16 protein-coding genes are annotated in these 18,003 nt (G+C 33.8%); 15 read left to right on the top strand and 1 reads right to left on the bottom strand.

What is annotated here, in order from left to right; translation table 11 throughout:
* The first annotated feature begins 143 nt into the window (after window positions 1–143).
* Window positions 144–1,547 (top strand): aromatic amino acid ammonia-lyase, encoded by a 1,404-nt coding sequence (locus GN105_RS10935; RefSeq protein ID WP_155285439.1) that lies wholly within the window; start codon window positions 144–146, stop codon window positions 1,545–1,547.
* Window positions 1,548–1,593: 46 nt separating this feature from the next.
* A complete protein-coding gene (locus GN105_RS10930) occupies window positions 1,594–3,276 on the top strand; it encodes a L,D-transpeptidase family protein (RefSeq protein WP_155285438.1) in 1,683 nt (560 codons plus the stop codon).
* A 50-nt stretch (window positions 3,277–3,326) separates the two neighbouring features.
* Here GN105_RS10930 and GN105_RS10925 read toward each other — a convergent pair whose 3' ends face one another.
* A complete protein-coding gene (locus GN105_RS10925) occupies window positions 3,327–4,094 on the bottom strand; it encodes a murein L,D-transpeptidase catalytic domain family protein (protein ID WP_155285437.1) in 768 nt (255 codons plus the stop codon).
* A 168-nt stretch (window positions 4,095–4,262) separates the two neighbouring features.
* Here GN105_RS10925 and GN105_RS10920 point away from each other — a divergent pair, with 168 nt between their 5' ends.
* The 13 genes from GN105_RS10920 to GN105_RS10860 all read left to right on the top strand — a co-directional run bounded on the left by GN105_RS10920 (window position 4,263) and on the right by GN105_RS10860 (window position 17,910).
* Entirely contained in the window at window positions 4,263–4,796 is a 534-nt protein-coding gene (locus tag GN105_RS10920) for a hypothetical protein (RefSeq protein WP_155285436.1), read from the top strand.
* Between the two features lie 234 nt (window positions 4,797–5,030).
* Window positions 5,031–6,281, top strand: a complete 1,251-nt coding sequence (gene metK, locus GN105_RS10915; protein ID WP_155285435.1) for a methionine adenosyltransferase — start codon at window positions 5,031–5,033, stop codon at window positions 6,279–6,281.
* A 128-nt stretch (window positions 6,282–6,409) separates the two neighbouring features.
* The gene (locus GN105_RS10910) at window positions 6,410–6,946 is read left to right on the top strand and encodes a DUF4136 domain-containing protein (protein ID WP_155285434.1); all 537 of its coding nucleotides are present in this window, start codon (window positions 6,410–6,412) and stop codon (window positions 6,944–6,946) included.
* A 172-nt stretch (window positions 6,947–7,118) separates the two neighbouring features.
* The gene (locus GN105_RS10905) at window positions 7,119–9,524 is read left to right on the top strand and encodes an efflux RND transporter permease subunit (RefSeq protein WP_155285433.1); all 2,406 of its coding nucleotides are present in this window, start codon (window positions 7,119–7,121) and stop codon (window positions 9,522–9,524) included.
* Window positions 9,525–9,610: 86 nt separating this feature from the next.
* A complete protein-coding gene (locus GN105_RS10900; RefSeq protein WP_155285432.1) occupies window positions 9,611–10,153 on the top strand; it encodes a DUF4199 domain-containing protein in 543 nt (180 codons plus the stop codon).
* Window positions 10,154–10,316: 163 nt separating this feature from the next.
* On the top strand, window positions 10,317–11,648 hold the full coding sequence (ffh, locus tag GN105_RS10895; protein ID WP_155285431.1) for a signal recognition particle protein: 1,332 nt from the start codon (window positions 10,317–10,319) through the stop codon (window positions 11,646–11,648).
* A gap of 152 nt (window positions 11,649–11,800) precedes the next feature.
* Window positions 11,801–12,277 carry a DUF2750 domain-containing protein gene (locus GN105_RS10890; protein WP_155285430.1) on the top strand — a complete coding sequence of 159 codons (477 nt, stop codon included), beginning with the start codon at window positions 11,801–11,803 and terminating at the stop codon, window positions 12,275–12,277.
* A gap of 81 nt (window positions 12,278–12,358) precedes the next feature.
* A complete protein-coding gene (locus tag GN105_RS10885; RefSeq protein ID WP_155285429.1) occupies window positions 12,359–12,781 on the top strand; it encodes a DUF2750 domain-containing protein in 423 nt (140 codons plus the stop codon).
* Between the two features lie 37 nt (window positions 12,782–12,818).
* On the top strand, window positions 12,819–13,697 hold the full coding sequence (gene folD, locus GN105_RS10880; protein ID WP_155285428.1) for a bifunctional methylenetetrahydrofolate dehydrogenase/methenyltetrahydrofolate cyclohydrolase FolD: 879 nt from the start codon (window positions 12,819–12,821) through the stop codon (window positions 13,695–13,697).
* A gap of 15 nt (window positions 13,698–13,712) precedes the next feature.
* Window positions 13,713–14,243 (top strand): IS1096 element passenger TnpR family protein, encoded by a 531-nt coding sequence (locus tag GN105_RS10875; RefSeq protein WP_155285427.1) that lies wholly within the window; start codon window positions 13,713–13,715, stop codon window positions 14,241–14,243.
* Between the two features lie 87 nt (window positions 14,244–14,330).
* Window positions 14,331–15,014 (top strand): hypothetical protein, encoded by a 684-nt coding sequence (locus GN105_RS10870; RefSeq protein WP_155285426.1) that lies wholly within the window; start codon window positions 14,331–14,333, stop codon window positions 15,012–15,014.
* Between the two features lie 307 nt (window positions 15,015–15,321).
* The gene (locus GN105_RS10865; protein WP_155285425.1) at window positions 15,322–16,380 is read left to right on the top strand and encodes a nucleoid-associated protein; all 1,059 of its coding nucleotides are present in this window, start codon (window positions 15,322–15,324) and stop codon (window positions 16,378–16,380) included.
* A gap of 249 nt (window positions 16,381–16,629) precedes the next feature.
* Complete coding sequence (locus GN105_RS10860) at window positions 16,630–17,910, top strand: Glu/Leu/Phe/Val family dehydrogenase (RefSeq protein WP_155285424.1); 1,281 nt, start codon at window positions 16,630–16,632, stop codon at window positions 17,908–17,910.
* Window positions 17,911–18,003: the final 93 nt, after the last annotated feature.

Raw genomic sequence — 18,003 nt, 5'->3', positions numbered from 1 at the left:
AGTAAAATTATCAAGGTGGCAAATTTACACTTTTTTAAGATTTTTTCTTTATAATATTAGGAAAAATCATTTATTATTTGAAGGTCATTTTTTCGTATATTCAAAAAAATCATATATTTGTGCCTGAAAGGAATGAATAAAGTATGATTCACTATATATCCAATGATGTATTGATTTTAGAGCATATTGAGTCTTTATTAGTCAATGACATCAAACTGAAGTTATCAGAAGAAGCAATAATTAATGTACAAAAATGTAATGCTTTTCTGAATGAAGAAATTTCAAACGAATCTCAAATTAAGGACACTAATAATCAGTATTTTGTACTGAAATCGTATGCCAGCGGAGTTGGAGAGGCAGTTCCTGACGAGGTTGTGAAACTTATGTTGTTTCTTAAAATTCAATCATTATGTTACGGATTCAGCGGTGTACGTTTGGAAATTGTGGAGCGTTTGCTTGATTTTTTCAATAATAACATATTGCCTGTAGTATATTCTAAAAACACTCCGGATGACCGTATTGCTCTGGCTCACTTGTCGTTACCTTTAATAGGAGAAGGAGAAGTCCGAATTAAAGGAAAGGTTTTTTCTGCCTGTGAGTTGGAATCTAAATTTGGATGGAAACCCATTGAATTGAGAGATAAAGAAGCAGAAGCTTTGTTGGGAGGCACACAACTTACAACTGCTTTCGGGGCTTGTAATTTGATTAAATCATTGAAATTGTGCAGAATATCTGATTTTATTTCATCTATTTCGGTGCAAGTTTTTGGTGTAAATAGCTTGTTTTTTTCAGAACAAGTACAAATTGTACGTCCGCATAAGGGACAAATTCAAACAGCCGATTCCATTCGTAAATTTATGGATTACAATAAATTAGAGTTGAATAAAGCTGTTGCTGCTTCCGCCCCTGAGGCTTTTTGTGCCATTCCGCAAGTACACGGAGCTGTGAAAGATACAATTGCATATGTGAGAAAAATTATCAAAACGGAAATCAATTCAACAACTGATAATCTTTTGGTTTTCCCAGAAAAGAAACAAATTATTTTGGGAGGGAATTCGCATACTTTACCGTTGTCACTTGGTTTGGATTTTCTTTCAATTGCATTGACGAGCTTGGGAAATATCTCTGAAAGAAGAATTTTTTACTTAATTTCTACTTTAAGTACCGAAAACAACGATGAAAATTCCTCAATATTTTTAAATTTTCCTGTTCTTCAGCGTATAACTGAAGGAATTTTAGCAGAAAATAAGCGATTATCAGTTCCTGTAAGTGTAGAAAGTCCTATTTTTACCGAAAAAATGACAAATATTAAAGGAATGGGAGGAAGTTCAGCCGTAAAATGTTATGAAGTTATTAGAAATATAGAACAAATTCTGGCTATTGAACTACTGATAGTAACTTTGATTATATTCAATAAAAAAATTCATTACAATTCTGAGATCATAAAAACATATATTGAATATTTAGATTTTGACACAAATAAACAAGATTTGAAGCAATATATCGAAAAAACATTGTTGTTTTTTAAAGAAAACGAAATTATTTAAATAAATTAAATTGCATATTTATATTATTAACTTTCAATTCAATAGAATGAAAAAACATTTTCTTATCCTTTTAGGGATATTTATAATTTTACAAAGTTGTAAAAATCAGCAAACTCCAAAAGAACTCGTTGAGGAAATTAAACAGCGAGAAACTTATGAGAATTCCAAAACAATTTCTTTATCTGATACTACACAAAGGTCTTTTAATCAAATATTTATAAAGGACAGTGTACTACGAAAGTCTGTAATTTCTGACACTAAAAATTTCTACACACAAAACGGATTTCAAACTCGTTGGCTTTATGAAACTAAGCCTGGAAAATTGTTTTATGAATATATGAAAATTTTGGAGAATTCCGAAAATTATGGGTTAAATCCTGAAACGTATAATCATAAATTCTTGTTACAATCCGTTGATAGTCTATACGCTTCCTCCCCTACTCTTTCAGAAATTGAAAAGTTGGATAAGGAAATTACATCTTCTTTTCTGCTATTAACCAGTCATTTAGGGCGTGGACGAATTACAAAATTAGCTCACGGAAAGCACGTGTGGAGACGCTCAAAAAAGAACAGAGACGATTTGGAAATCTTGTTAAAGGTAAAAGATAATGAGAAATTATCGGAAATTGTTGAAGCTCTTCATCCTCAACATTCTCTTTACAAACGAATGAGCGAGAAATATAAAATCTTGAAAAACACAGAAGAAGATTCAATAACAGAAGTTGTAATCCTTAAACCCAAAGAATTTTCCGTAGGCTACAGAGATAAATCGGTGGAGAATTTACGATATAATTTAAAACAAAAAGGCTATGAAGCAATTCCTGAAAGTTCAATGGATAAGGTAGACAGCACATTGCTTAAAGCATTGATGAAATTTCAGGAAGATAAAGGCATTAAACCTGATGGAATTCCAGGAAAATCAACACTTTACTATTTGAATATGACCATTTCACAGAAACGTGATTTACTTGAACTCAATATGGAGCGTATTCGGTTGTTAAACAATGATTTAGGAGATAATTATATCGTAGTGAATATTCCTGAATTTAAAATGTTTATATATCACAAAGATTCTATGATTCATCAAATGAATGTAATTGTTGGAAAAGAATATACAGCCACACCTGTATTTGTAGATACGTTAAAATATGTTGAATTTCGTCCCACTTGGACTGTCCCTCAGAGTATTATAAAAAAGGAAATGATTCCTCAAATAGTATCACAGTCCGACCCTGAAAAATATCAAAAACGAGGATATACACTTTACGAAAACGGAAAAAAAGTAGATCCTAAAACCGTTAACTGGGAAAGCCCTGATATTAACAAACGGAAATTCAGATTTGTGGAAGCTCCTTCTGCTCGAAATTCTTTAGGTTTGGTAAAATTCATTTTAACAAATGATATGAGCATCTACCTTCACGATACACCTTCTCCAAAATTATTTGCCAGAGAAAATCGGGCTTTGAGTCACGGATGCATACGCGTGGAAGAGCCTGCAGAATTGGCATATCTTCTTTTGAAAAATCAAGATGATTGGACAAGAGAAAAAGTAGTAGAGGCTATGAATTCGGGAAGAAATCAAAGACGTATTACGCTGAATACTAAATTCTTAGTAAATATGCTTTATATTACAGCTTGGGTAGATGAAAAAGGAGAATTGATTATCAAAAATGATATATACGGATTTGACCAAGAACAACTCAAGGAGTTAAGAAAATTTCAAAACTAAAAAAACAGGACAGTAAAAAATGCTGTCCTGTTTTTTATATAACAATTAAATTAAAGTACAGAATATTCTATTAATTTCAATATATTCAAGTATTTAGAAGAACTCAAATACTTCGGATTATTGTAGTAAGCAAAAATCATTGTTTTTTCTTTAATAGTTTCTATAACTTGTTTGTAAATATTTTTAGGAAGCACAGGACATCCTAAGCTTCTTCCCATACGCCCATTTCTTTTTATATAATCTTCACTGGCATAATCTGCTGTGTGAATTACAACTCCACGCTCAGCCATATTGCTGTTATAACCTTTTTCATCACCGTGAAGTTGCAAACTAAATCCTCTACTTCCCATATAAGTTTTCCCAGTTATATAGAAACCTATACTACTTTTGTTAGATTCCTTAACATTTGAAAATGAAGTAGCTGTTTTTTCTCCGCTTTTTTTGCCGTGTGCAACGTAAGTATTGTAGATAACTTGTTTGTTTTCTAAATCAATTGTGTAGAAGCGTTTTGTGTTGCAGTCTTTTGAAAAGTCAATAATTGAGAAGATTTCTTTATCATTTAAGCGTTGCTGTTTTCTGAGGGATTGATAACCAATGTAGGCATATCTGAAAGCTTCAAAGTTTAAATCGTATTCTTCGGCACCAATTTCATCATAAACATCTTTGATGCTCGTTTCCATTTTTTTCAGAGCCAAAGCAACATACTCTTTTGAGTTAATAGAATCACTAATTGTTTTAAAAACAGCATTTTCTGCTTTTGTTAGATGTGTTGAGATAAATAAACTAAATAAACAAATTACACGGAGTATCTTATTCATAATATATAATTATTATACTATAACGAAAATCGATGCAAAACTATGTTCATATAATTAAAAAAACAAGACTTCAATAAATAAAAAATTGTTAATTAACATTTTTATAGTGAGTAAAAAAGTTGCTCAATCATTATATTTGCGTACTTTTGCCAGTGTAAATATTTTATTATGAAGAAATTAATTTTAACATTCGGGGTTATTTTTATCTGCGGATTTTTGGCTGCTCAACAAGGAAATTCTTCAGCATCAAAAGTCTATTCACCTAATAATTGGACTTTTGGAGGAAATGTAGGACTTTCAGGAGGAAGTTACGGATTGGGAGTTTTCATTACGCCAAGAGTTGGTTATAAAATCTCAGAAGCCTTTGAAATAGCTATGAATCTGAACTACACATTTCAAAGTACAGAATACTATAAAAACAACCTCTTAGGATTTGGTCCTTCTGTTAGCTATTACATACAAAGAAATTTTTTTGTAAGTTCGTCTTTTCAGCATTATTTTGTATCACAGAAACATAAAACTACCAAAATTTCTTACAACGCACGAGAAAATGCTTTATACATAGGGGGCGGTTATATGCAACATTTGGGAGGAAGAGCCTATATGCAACTTGGGCTTTCATATAATGTACTTTATAACAAAAATAAAAGTATATTTTCAACAGGATTTATCCCTAACGTAGGAATCGTGGTAGGGCTGTAAAATTTTTCTTTTTTGTTTTTCTGTTTTTGTTTGTTTTTGTACCTTTGTCCCCGAATTAATAACAAGAGGAAAGATTTGGACTGATTGCAACCTCTTTTTGGGACTTCCAAAAAAATGCTAAAACAGTGATTTATATTACTTTATAATTGCTAAATAATTCTTTTCATAGTCAGGAATGAATAATGAAAATTGCAATTATCGCCTAAAATCTTCCTTTCTAAAAATTTTATAGAAATGGGATATTTATTTACCTCCGAGTCTGTTTCAGAAGGACATCCAGACAAAATTGCAGACCAAATTAGTGATGCACTTATTGACAATTTTTTAGCCTTTGACCCCACTTCAAAAGTTGCCTGCGAAACTTTGGTAACAACAGGGCAAGTGGTGTTGGCTGGCGAAGTAAAATCGAACACATATATTGATGTTCAGCAAATTGCACGAAATGTTATTCGCAAAATTGGCTATACCAAAAGTGAATATATGTTTGAGGCAAATTCTTGCGGAATTTTATCGGCAATTCACGAACAATCACCTGACATTAATCAAGGAGTTGACAGAGGAAATCCGGAAGAACAAGGAGCTGGAGACCAAGGTATGATGTTTGGTTATGCAGTTAATGAAACTGAAAATTATATGCCTTTGGCGTTGGATTTGTCACACGCTTTATTGAAAGAATTAGCCGAGTTACGTCGTGAAAATAAAGAGATTACATATCTTCGCCCCGATGCTAAAAGTCAGGTTACGTTGGAATATAGCGATGATAACAAACCTATCCGCGTCAATACAATAGTAATTTCAACGCAACACGATGATTTTGATACAGAAGAAAAAATGTTGCAAAAAATTAAAAATGACGTTGTAACTATCTTAATTCCAAGAGTTATCAAAAAATATCCGCAATATGCTCCTTTCTTTGATGAAAATATTATTTATCACATCAACCCGACAGGTATTTTTGTTATTGGAGGTCCGCACGGTGACACAGGATTGACAGGCAGAAAAATTATTGTAGATACTTATGGCGGAAAAGGTGCTCACGGCGGAGGGGCTTTTTCAGGAAAAGACCCAAGTAAAGTGGACAGAAGTGCAGCTTATGCAATGCGACATATTGCCAAAAATATGGTTGCTGCCGGAGTTGCTGATGAAATTTTGGTTCAAGTGAGTTACGCTATCGGAGTTGCAGAACCTACCGGGCTGTACGTCAATACTTATGGAACTTCAAAAGTAAACTTAACCGATGGTGAAATCGCTCAAAAAATTGGAAAAATTTTCAGATTACGTCCGTATGATATTGAGCAAAGATTAAAACTTCGTAATCCAATATACAGTGAAACAGCAGCTTACGGGCATATGGGACGTACTCCGCAAACCATTACTAAAGTTTTTACTTCACCCTACAATGAAACAAAAACTATTGAAGTAGAGCTTTTTACGTGGGAAAAATTGGATTTTGTGGACAAAATTAAAACCGAATTCGGAATTTAAGACTTTTGATTTTCTTCTTTTAAAGAATTTGTAAGTTTTTTTGCTTTTTCAGTAAAAATAATGATTTTCGGTATGAATTTTGCGGTAGATTTATTTGATAAATATTCAATCAATAAAAAGTATAAAATATGAAAAATGCAGTATCAATTATCATTGTTTTATTCGTTGCTTTGACTTCATTTTCGTGTGCAAGTATATCAGTAGCAGTGGATTATGACGGGAAAGCAGATTTTTCTGCCTATAAATCGTATGCTTTCTTTAAAGAGGGAGTGGATAAAGCTCAAATTTCAGATTTGGATAAAAAACGAATTTTGCGTGCCATAGAACAAAATCTGAATGGAAAAGGAATGGTGGTTTCTGAAAATCCTGATTTTTTGGTTAATATTTTCACACGAGAACGTGAAAATATTAACATTTACAATAACTATCCTTATTATTGGGGATGGGGAATAGGCTGGGGACCTTTTTGGGGAGGTGCTTCCTACAATGTAAGTTCAAATGCGGAAGGAACACTTTACATTGAAATTATTGATGTTAAGAAAAAAGAACTTATTTGGCAAGGAAAAGGAACCGGTTATATTCCTCAAAATGTGGAAGCTAAGGAAGAAGCTATTGCTAATTTTGTAAATAAAATTTTGGAAAAATATCCACCAATGAAAAAATAAAATCATAATTAGTATTAAAAAGAGGTAACTTGAATTTTTTTCGTTACCTCTTTTTTTGTTTTTTGACATCTCTTTGAAAGGTTAATTGTTTCTCAGGAATAAATTAGAAAATCTAATCCTGAAATCTGGAAATTAATTATTATTTTTGCACGAATATTTTAAAAAATTACCAATGATTAAATGGTTTAAAGCAGAATTTTGGACAACCATTGCACGTTTAATACTACGAAATAGAATAACTGTTCTGATAGGTATCGCCTTGATTACCATTTTTTTGGCTATTCAGTGGAAAAACATTCGTTTTACTTTCACGGAAGCGAATATGTTGCCAAACGAACATCCTGTAAATCTGGAGTACAAGGACTTTTTATCAAAATTTGGGGAAGAAGGAAATTTAATTCTACTTGCCATCAAAAATGAAAATATTTACACTCCTGAAATATTAAATCAATGGAATGAATTAAGCCAAAAACTTAAAAATTTTAAGGAAATAAATGCTGTAATTTCTATTGAAAATCTTCCAATTTTAGTGAAAGATACTGCAACTGGAAGTTTTGTTACGCGTTCACTTTTGAATGGAAAAATTGAAACTCAAAAACAGGCAGACAGCATAAAAAAAGTCCTTGCTGAAAGGCTTCCTTTTTATGAAGGATTAATTTATAACAAGGAAACGGAAACTTTGCAAACTGCGGTGTATATGGATAAAAAAATCATAAATACTAAAGCTCGTAAAGATTTCATTATTAATCAGTTTATCCCTATAATAGAAAATTTTGAACAACAAACTAAGCTGAAGGTTCACACTTCGGGAATGCCGTACATTCGTACGCTTAGTGCTCAAAGTATTACGGATGAGATAGGTTTATTCATTGGGGCGGCTTTGTTTACAACTTCATTGATTTTTTTCTTGTTTTTCCGTTCCTTTCGGGCGATGTTTATTTCGATGACAGTTGTGTCTATCGGAGTTATGTGGACGTTTGGTTTTCTCGGGTTGTTTGATTATGAAATTACAATTCTCACAGGGCTGATTCCACCGCTAATAATCGTTATTGGAATTCCAAATTGTATCTTTTTGATTAACAAATATCAGCAAGAAATAAATAAACACGGAAATCAGGCAAAATCATTGCAGCGTGTTATCCGAAATGTCGGTAACGTAACTTTACTAACAAATCTTACCACCGCCATCGGTTTTGCCACGTTTATATTCACGGCGAGCGACCTTTTGCAAGAATTTGGTGTAGTTGCCTCATTAAGTGTGATTTCTATTTTCTTTATTTCACTTCTCATAATTCCTATTATATATAGTTTTATGAAAGTTCCGAAGGCGAAACATTTACGTCATTTGAGTCGCAATTGGATGGGTGGACTTATTCGCTGGCTTGAAAATACGGTAAAACACCATCGATTTGCAGTATTTTCTGTTGCTGTCGGGTTGTTGGTTAGCAGCATTATCGGAATTTATCAAATCAAAATTTCAGGAAGTTTGATTGAAGATATGCCTAAATCCGCTCCTTTCTTTGATGATATTTTATTTTTTGAGAAAGAATTTGGCGGAATTATGCCTTTGGAAATTACCGTAAATACAAAACAGAAAAATGGCGTAACCAAGCTGGCAACTCTCAAACGACTTGAAGAACTTACGTCTCACTTGGAGGAAATTCCTGAAATTTCAAAACCAATTTCGATTCTGAATTTGGTAAAATACGCAAAACAAACGTATTACAACGGAAATCCGGATTATTACGAATTGCCTACCACACAGGAACAGAATTTTATTTTGTCGTATGTGCGAAATTCAAAAGGAAACGCTCAAATGTTGTCAGCTTATGTGGATTCGTTAGGACAAACCGCTCGGATTACTACCTTTATTAAGGATATTGGCACGGAGAAAAAAATGCAACAAATTGAAGAAAGTATTTATATGAAAGCTAAAAAATTGTTTCCGGAAGACAGATACGAATTGAAAATCACAGGAAAAGCCTATCTGTTTACAAAAGGAACTTCTTATTTGGTAACGAATTTGGTGTATTCATTGGCTTTGGCGATTTTGCTGATTGCATTAATTATGTCGTATATGTTCCGCTCATTTAAAATGATTATAGTTTCATTAGTTCCGAATATTTTACCTTTGTTAATAACGGCAGGAATGATGGGCTTTTTGGGAATTCCGTTAAAACCTTCTACCATATTGGTTTTCAGTATTGCATTTGGAATTTCGGTAGATGACACAATTCACTTTTTGGCGAAATATCGTCAGGAATTGGTTGCCCGAAACTGGAAAATCAGCAAATCAGTTTATGCAGCATTGCGTGAGACAGGAATTAGTATGTTTTACACTTCCATAGTATTACTTTTCGGATTTTCAGTATTTTTGTTATCAGGATTTGGCGGCACGAAAGCTCTTGGAGGGTTAGTATCCGTAACATTACTTTTTGCAATGGCTACAAACTTACTGTTTTTGCCAAGTCTGTTGTTAGCTCTTGAAAGAAGCATTGCAAATGAGGAAACTTTAAAAGAGCCTCAAATAGAAATTTTTCCGCAGGAGGAAAAAGAAGAAGAAACAAAATCAGAATAATCGTAAACATTTTTTAAGAATTATTTGTAATTAAGATTTATTTCTGTAAATTTGGCGAATAAATTTTAACTAAAATTCTTATTTTTATGGAAACAAATGTAGTGAACAGCAAAGACATTATGCTGAAAAACGGATTGTATTTGGGGCTAGTATCTATTGCAGTGAGTGTGATTTGGTATGCTATGGGAAATACTTATTCCACAAACCCACTGATGGGAGCCTTACTGACTATTATTGGTTTAGGAATTTCAATATTTTTCATTGTTTCTGCAATCAAAAAATTTAAGGCAGAAAATAATAGTTACTTATCTTTGAGCCAAGCCTTAAAAATAGGGATTGGAGTTGCATTGATTGGTGGTGTTATAGCAGCTGCTTACGCGTTACTTTTTACAACTGTAATTGAACCTGATTATTTTGAAAAGCTCCTTGAAGTTCAGCGACAAGCAATGATTGAAGCTAATCCTAATTTGACTGAACAACAATTACAAGCTATGGGAGAAATGGCTGAGAAATTTTCTCTTTCTCCATTTACTACATTTACATTTTCCATCATTGGGAGTTTATTTTCAGGGCTTGTAATTTCCCTAATTGCAGGAGCCGTAATGCAGAAAAAAGAACAAGAGTATTAATAAATAACGCACTTTATATCATACAAATAAGCAATAAGTTTATTACTTGTTGCTTATTTTTTATTGCAATTTATTATATTTTCTGTCTTTTAAAACTTTTTTATTTTTCACTTTCTCATTATCACTTTTTTAGTATCTTTGCATATTCAATAAATAGGAAATTATGTTTGATAATTTAAGTGATAAGTTAGAAAAAGCCTTGCATAACCTCAAAGGGCACGGAAAAATTACCGAAATTAACGTTGCCGAAACTCTAAAAGAAGTACGCCGAGCCTTACTTGATGCCGACGTAAACTACAAAATAGCAAAAGAATTTACCAATAAAGTTAAAGAGAAAGCTCTGGGACAAAGCGTACTTACTACGTTGCAGCCCGGACAATTAATGGTAAAAATCGTTAAGGATGAACTTACCGAACTTATGGGAGGCGATGCTTCCGGAGTAAATTTGTCAGGAAATCCATCTGTGATTTTGATGTCAGGTTTGCAAGGTTCGGGTAAAACTACTTTTTCAGGTAAATTAGCTAACTTCCTTAAAAAGAAAAAAAATAAAAAACCATTACTCGTAGCTTGTGATGTTTACCGTCCTGCAGCGATTGACCAGCTTCACATTGTGGGCGAGCAGGTTGGTGTGGAAGTTTTTTCTGACAAAGGCAATAACAATCCTGTTGACATTGCTCAAAAAGGGATACAGCACGCCAAATCAAATGGTTACAATGTAGTAATTGTAGATACGGCAGGACGTTTGGCAGTTGATGAACAAATGATGAATGAAATTTCAAACATTCATAAAGCCATCAATCCGCAAGAAACCCTTTTCGTAGTTGATGCAATGACTGGACAAGACGCCGTGAATACTGCCAAAGCCTTTAACGATGTGCTTAACTTTGATGGAGTTATCCTCACGAAGTTGGACGGAGACACGCGCGGTGGAGCTGCTATTTCTATTAAATCAGTGGTAAACAAACCTATCAAATTCATCGGGACGGGCGAAAAGATGGATGCCATTGATATTTTCTATCCCGAACGTATGGCTGACCGTATTTTGGGAATGGGAGACGTGGTTTCGCTTGTAGAACGTGCCCAGGAACAATTCGATGAGGAACAAGCTCGAAAATTACAGAAAAAAATTGCCAAAAATCAGTTCGGTTTTGATGATTTTTTAGAGCAAATTCAGCAAATCAAGCGAATGGGAAGTATGAAAGACCTACTCGGAATGCTTCCTGGAGTTGGGAAAGCCGTGAAAGACCTCGACATTAACGATGATGCCTTCAAACACATCGAAGCTATTATCTATTCAATGACACCTAAGGAACGTAGTACGCCTTCTATCATAGACACAAGCCGTAAAAAACGAATTGCCAAAGGAAGCGGACGAGATATTCAAGAAGTGAATCAATTGATGAAGCAGTTCGACCAAATGAGCAAAATGATGAAGATGATGCAAGGCGGTGGTGGCAGAAAAATGATGCAAATGATGCAAGGAATGCGACGATAATTCATTTTTGTTTAAAACACCTTATTAGCAAGTCAAATTAAATAAAATAGCCTCTTTTGGAAAATAATTTGGCTATAATTGGTTAAAATAGATTGTTCATCTTAATGTATTTGCTAACAAATAAAAGTTCATCTGATTTTAAGAAATAAAAAATGTTAATAGACTCAAAAACATTAGAAGAAAGATATAATAAATTCATAAAAAAAGTAGTTGAAACAGGTATTGTTTATACTTTAAAGAATAAAAAAGACATAGCTGTGTGTCCGTCTAATCATTTTTTTTATGATGAAGAGGAAGAAGAGGCTTGTCCGGTACTTCTTTTTTGGAGTGAGGAGAAACGTGCTAAACTTTGCCAAAAGGAAGAATGGGCAAAATATTGCGTTTCACAAATTGCACTGGCTGAGTTTCTGGAACTTTGGTGTTTGGGAATGTATGATGACGGTGTAGTGGTTGGCATTGAGTTCGACCATAAATTATTTGGTTATGAGCAACTTCCATTAGATTTATTAAATGATTTAATTCATCAAGTAGAAGATACCAAAACCAAACTTTCTTTCAAAAATTTTGACTCGCTTTTTGATTTAAAAGATTATTTGGAAGAAATTGAAGATCAGTACGATGAAGCTTAAACCTCTAATTTCAAATAATAACATAGAAGAAGCTTTTATCATATTCAATCTGACAAACCAAATTTAGATTTTTAACAAAAAATGCACGATTTTATTCATAAAATACTTGAAAACGGACTGGTTTTCTATCTGAAAAACAAGAAAGAAGTGGCAGTTTGCTCTTCTAACGTATTTTTTATTGAAGAAAACAATCAACCCATTTCGGTTTTTCCTTTTTGGTCGAGCAAGTTAAAAGCGGAAAGCTGCCAGAAGGAAGAATGGAAAAATTATGAGGTAGTCGAAATATCACTTGCCGATTTTATGGAGTTTTGGTGTCTCGGAATGTATGAAGATGGCGTAGCAGTCGGTATTGATTTTGACGAAAATTTATGTGGTGAAGAAGAAATTCCTATTGATTTGCTCAAAGAAATCATCAATGAAGTTGAAAAAACAAACGTGAAAATAACATTTAAGAATTTCAAATCAATAAAACATCTGAAAAATTATTTGGAAACAGAAAATTAGACCAAAAATAAATCATTGACAACAAAAAAATGACGATATGAGACTATTAGACGGAAAAAAAACATCGGAACAAATCAAACAGGAAATTGCCGAAGAAGTTAAACAAATCAAAGCACGTGGCGGAAAAGTTCCACATCTGGCTGCTGTGTTGGTGGGCAATGACGGAGCCAGCCTCACGTATGTGGGTAGTAAGGTAAAAGCTTGTGAAAAAGTGGGATTTGACTCTACCCTAATAGAACTTCCTGCTGACATTACCGAAGCCGAATTATTAAAGAAAATCAATGAATTAAATCGAAACGAAGCCATTGACGGATACATTGTACAACTTCCTTTACCAAAACACATCGATAGCCAAAAAGTACTGATGGCAGTTGATCCTGAGAAAGACGTGGATGGTTTTCACCCCACTAACTTCGGAAAAATCGCTTTGGATATGGAGGCTTTCATTCCTGCCACACCTTTCGGAATTATGGAACTGCTAAAACGCCACAATGTAGAAACCAAAGGAAAACACGTAGTTGTGGTGGGTCGCTCGCACATTGTGGGTCGCCCGATGAGTATTTTGCTAAGCCAAAAGGGAAATCCTGGCAATGCAACAGTAACCCTTACACACAGCTATACGCCTAATTTAAAAGAAATTACCAAACAGGCAGACATCATTATAATGGCACTCGGAATTCCTGAATTTTTGAAAGCCGATATGGTAAAAGAAGGTGTAACTGTGGTGGACGTGGGTATCACTCGCCTAAAAGATGAAAATGCTCCGAAAGGTTACAGAATCGTAGGAGATGTTGATTTTGAACAGGTTAAAGAAAAAGCTGATTATATTACACCTGTTCCGGGTGGCGTGGGACCAATGACTATTGCGATGCTTCTGAAAAACACGCTTTTAGCAAGAAAATGGAAAGAAAAATAAATTTTCAAATAAAAAATGGTATATAAATTCAGAATAATACTTGACGTAAAAGAAGACGTTTTCCGTGATATAGTGATTCAGGGAGATGCCACTTTGGAAGATTTTCATAACGTTATCGTACAATCATTTGGCTTTGCTGGTAATGAAATGGCGTCGTTTTACCTAACTGATGACGATTGGAATCAGGGTGAGGAAATCACTCTTTTTGACCTTTCCGAAAGCGGAGAAACTCGCTTGATGGAAGAAACCACCATTGATTCGGTTGTAAGTGAAGAAGAACCTAAATTGCTGTACGTGTACGACTTTTTTTCAATGTGGACTTTCTTTGTAGAACTCGTGGAAATTGCCGAAGAAGAAAGTGCAATGAGTTATCCTATGTTGATACATTCACACGGAAGCATTCCTGCCGAAGCTCCCGAAAAATCGTTCATTGCCGATGATTTTAACGAATTTGAAGACGAATTTAGCGACTTCGATATGGACGAAGAAGATTACGGAGAGTTCGGTTACGGTGATGATAATTATCGCGAGGAAGACTATTATTAAAAAAATTGAAAATTATCTTTACTAAAAACTGATTGATTACATAAAGTTTCACATTAGTTGTGTCCCCCTAAAAAGCCAAAAAAATAGATGAAAAAACACGATTTTTTAAACTTGAAAATAGGAGCTATTGAGCAATATTCAATGGTTATCAAAAAGGTCGATTTAGATTATTGGAAACAATTAGGATGGCTGACATTTACCGAAATTGGATTGCCCAAAGGAGATGAACAAGCCTATTTGCTTTATGGAGAAATCAAAAAAGATGAAATTTTAATATTCAACAGACCTACTTTACTGAAAAATATTCCTGCCAATAAACTCATAGGGCTTGAAATCACAGAAATTTCGACATGTTTGGGGACTTATGGAATGGGAGGAGCAGGATTTTTCGGGCTGCTACTTAACGACACTGAATATTTGACTTATGCCGTTTGGGGAGCAGGGGATTATGTCATTATTGATGACAGGGTTGTGGAATGCAATCCAGACCTTTACAAAAAAACAAAACCTTGGATATCAGACTTTGCAGGCGAGCAAAATTGGGACGATTTAACTGACTATATTTTAGGAAGTAAAATAGAAAATATCTCATTATCTGATGAAGTTTGCAATCTTACATTGCAAAAATTCAATCGGAAAATAGAGGTTACTTTCGTGAAAAATGACATACGATTACCAAGAAAAGTTGGACGAAAACGAAATGCTTTTAAGAAAGGTGTAATTTCTGATTATTTACTCTTTCAACACAAAAATGCCACTTTAATTGTATGACAAAACTCTTGATAGCGTGATTTTTACGTCAAAGGAAAATTCTCAAAAAGAAGAAAATTCAGAAGTGGAAATTTATATTTCAGTAAGCAGTTAACAAAAAGTTCAAAAGTTTTTGGAGGTGATGTAAAAAGTATGCTCAAAAAAAGTGTTTTTGTCAAGCTGAGCGTAGTCGAAGCCATATAATTACAGAACTTCGACTACGCTCAGCCTGACAATCAAAACTGCCATCATACTTTTTATAACACAACCAAGTTTTTTAAACTCATAAGTAATTTATAATTAAAAAAATCGCAATAAATAAAGAAAAATGCTAAATCTTTACACTACGCATATTGATAGTTTATCTATCCATCGCATTGGAAATCAAAGTAAAAACGAACCTTTGTTTTTGTCGGCACAACCCTATTCACTCAATGATGAAATTGTAGGTTTGTTGAAGGAATATTTTTTCAAACCTTTTCGCGAAAAGGAAGAAAATTATTTCCGATTTTCGCACGATGCCGATGTGGAATTTAACGAGCTTTATCAACTGGTTACTTCCATTTTTGAGAATGAAAATTCCATTCACGAAGTATCAAAAAAAATAGCACAACATCTTTATAATCAATCCAATCATCCGCATATTAAAAGTGGTGAATTGTATGTTACGTTACTTCACGATATTTATTTGGATAACAATAAAGTATCCGCCGTTGGGATTTTCAAATCGGAAATGAAGCACAGTTTTCTGCAATTTGAAGAGAATCAAAATCAGTTGGATATCATCATTCAAGAAGGCGTAAATATCCACAAACTTGATAAAGGTTGTATCATCTTCAATGTCAATAAAGAAGACGGATACAAATTGCTTTCGGTGGACAGCAATCGTTACGATACTAAATATTGGTTAGAGCATTTCTTGGGAGTCGATGCCCTAATTGATGAGAATTTTTACACGAAAAAATATCTGAAATTCAGTCAAGATTTTGCTAAAGATGTGATTCTTCCTGCCGAAGACAAAAAGCAAGAAGTAATGTTTATGAATCGGGCAATCAATTATTTTGCTAAAAATGACGAGTTTGAAGAAACTTCCTTTGTAAACGAAGTGATTGATAATCCGGAACTTATCCCCGAGTTTAAGCATTATAAGGTTGAAAAAGGTCCCAAATACCAAATTGAAGATGTTTCAAGTTTTCCGATAGCCAATAAAGCGGTTTCGGATGTTCGGAAAAAAATCAAAAACGTAATTGAATTGGACACCAATATTCAAATACGAATGGATTTTGTAAACCCCGAATCGGCTGAAAAATTCATTGAAAAAGGTTGGGACGAAGAAAAGCAAATGTACTATTACTTGGTGTATTTCAACCGAGAACAGAAAAATTAAATAAAAATATCAAAATCTGAAAAAATAGAAAGTGAATTGAGAATTTGGCTTTCTATTTTTTTATTTTATTGAGGTTTCGTTTTGCTTTATTAATTTTCGATTTTTTTCGTCTTTAAAAAATACTAATTCACTGATATTATGCTAAATGAATTAATATTTTTATGAATATGAAAAAAATGTTACGTACTATTTTTGTTTATATCAATTTTAATACATACTTTTACCCTTGCTTTATTATATTTATAAATTATGAGTAACAATACAGAAAAGAAAAGAACTGGAATGTATGAAAACGTGATGCACGAATTCAACAAAGCCGCTGATAAAATGAATTTAGATGCAGGAGTACGCAAGATTTTGGCTTCTACACAGAACGAAATTGTGGTGCATTTCCCTGTTAAAATGGATGATGGTTCTATTGAAGTTTTCACCGGATACCGCGTTCAGCACAATAATGCTTTAGGTCCCTATAAAGGAGGATTACGTTATCACCCAACCGTGGATATTGATGCTGCAAGAGCTTTGGCAACTTGGATGACGTGGAAATCAGCCATAGCAGGGCTTCCTTATGGTGGCGGAAAAGGAGGAATTCAGTTAGATCCTTCAAAATATTCACAAGGTGAGTTGGAAAGAATTACACGCCGATTTACATACGCTTTGGGTGACAATATCGGACCAGATTATGATATTCCTGCTCCGGATGTAAACACAAATGCTCAAATAATGGCTTGGATTTCAGACACCTATACTTCTGCAAAATCTCCAGCTAATCGTTCTATAAACCTGCACGTAGTTACTGGAAAACCTGTTTTATCAGGAGGTTTGCAAGGTAGAGACCGTGCCACGGGGTTTGGTGTTGTAGTTTCCATTCAAAAATGGGCTAAGAAAAATAATGTTGATTTGAAAGGAAAAACATTTATTGTTCAAGGCTTCGGAAATGTAGGTTATTGGACGGCTCATTTTTTACACGAATTAGGAGCTAAACTCATCGCGGTTCAAGACCATACAGGCTCAATTCTTAATACGCAAGGAATTGACCCAGAAGATTTATTGGCTTATGCAAAAACAAATAAAGGTGGTGTGGGTGGATATGCTAAAGCGAAGACTATTGATAATGCAGAGTTCTGGAAAACAGACTGTTTCCTTTTAGTTCCTGCTGCTTTGGGTAACCAAATCACTATTGATAACGCTAATGATATCAAAGCAACCCTTATAGCTGAAGGTGCAAACGGACCTACAGATTCCTCTGCAGAAGAAATTTTGATGAAACGAGGCATTGCTATCATCCCTGATATTCTTTGTAACAGTGGAGGCGTAATTGGCTCATATTTTGAGTGGTTGCAGAATAAACGTGCTGAAATATGGGAAATTGATGAAGTACTTGTTAAGCTAAAACAAAAAATTGAAACTGCATTTGATGCTGTGGTGGCTTCAGCTGAAAAATATCAGACCGATTACAGAACGGCTGCATACATTGTTGCTTTGGCTAAAATTGAGCAAGTATATAAAGAAAGAGGTGTTTTCCCTTAATAGATTTTTTTTCAAAAAATTGAATATAAAAAAGTTACTCTTTTCTGAGAGTAACTTTTTTTATTTTGATTGTTAATATTTGGAAACATTCCT

Source organism: Capnocytophaga felis (assembly GCF_009684755.1).
Taxonomy (GTDB): domain Bacteria; phylum Bacteroidota; class Bacteroidia; order Flavobacteriales; family Flavobacteriaceae; genus Capnocytophaga; species Capnocytophaga felis.
The sequence above is the reverse complement of the archived record's forward strand: the minus strand, read 5'-3'. Positions and strand labels throughout refer to the sequence as shown.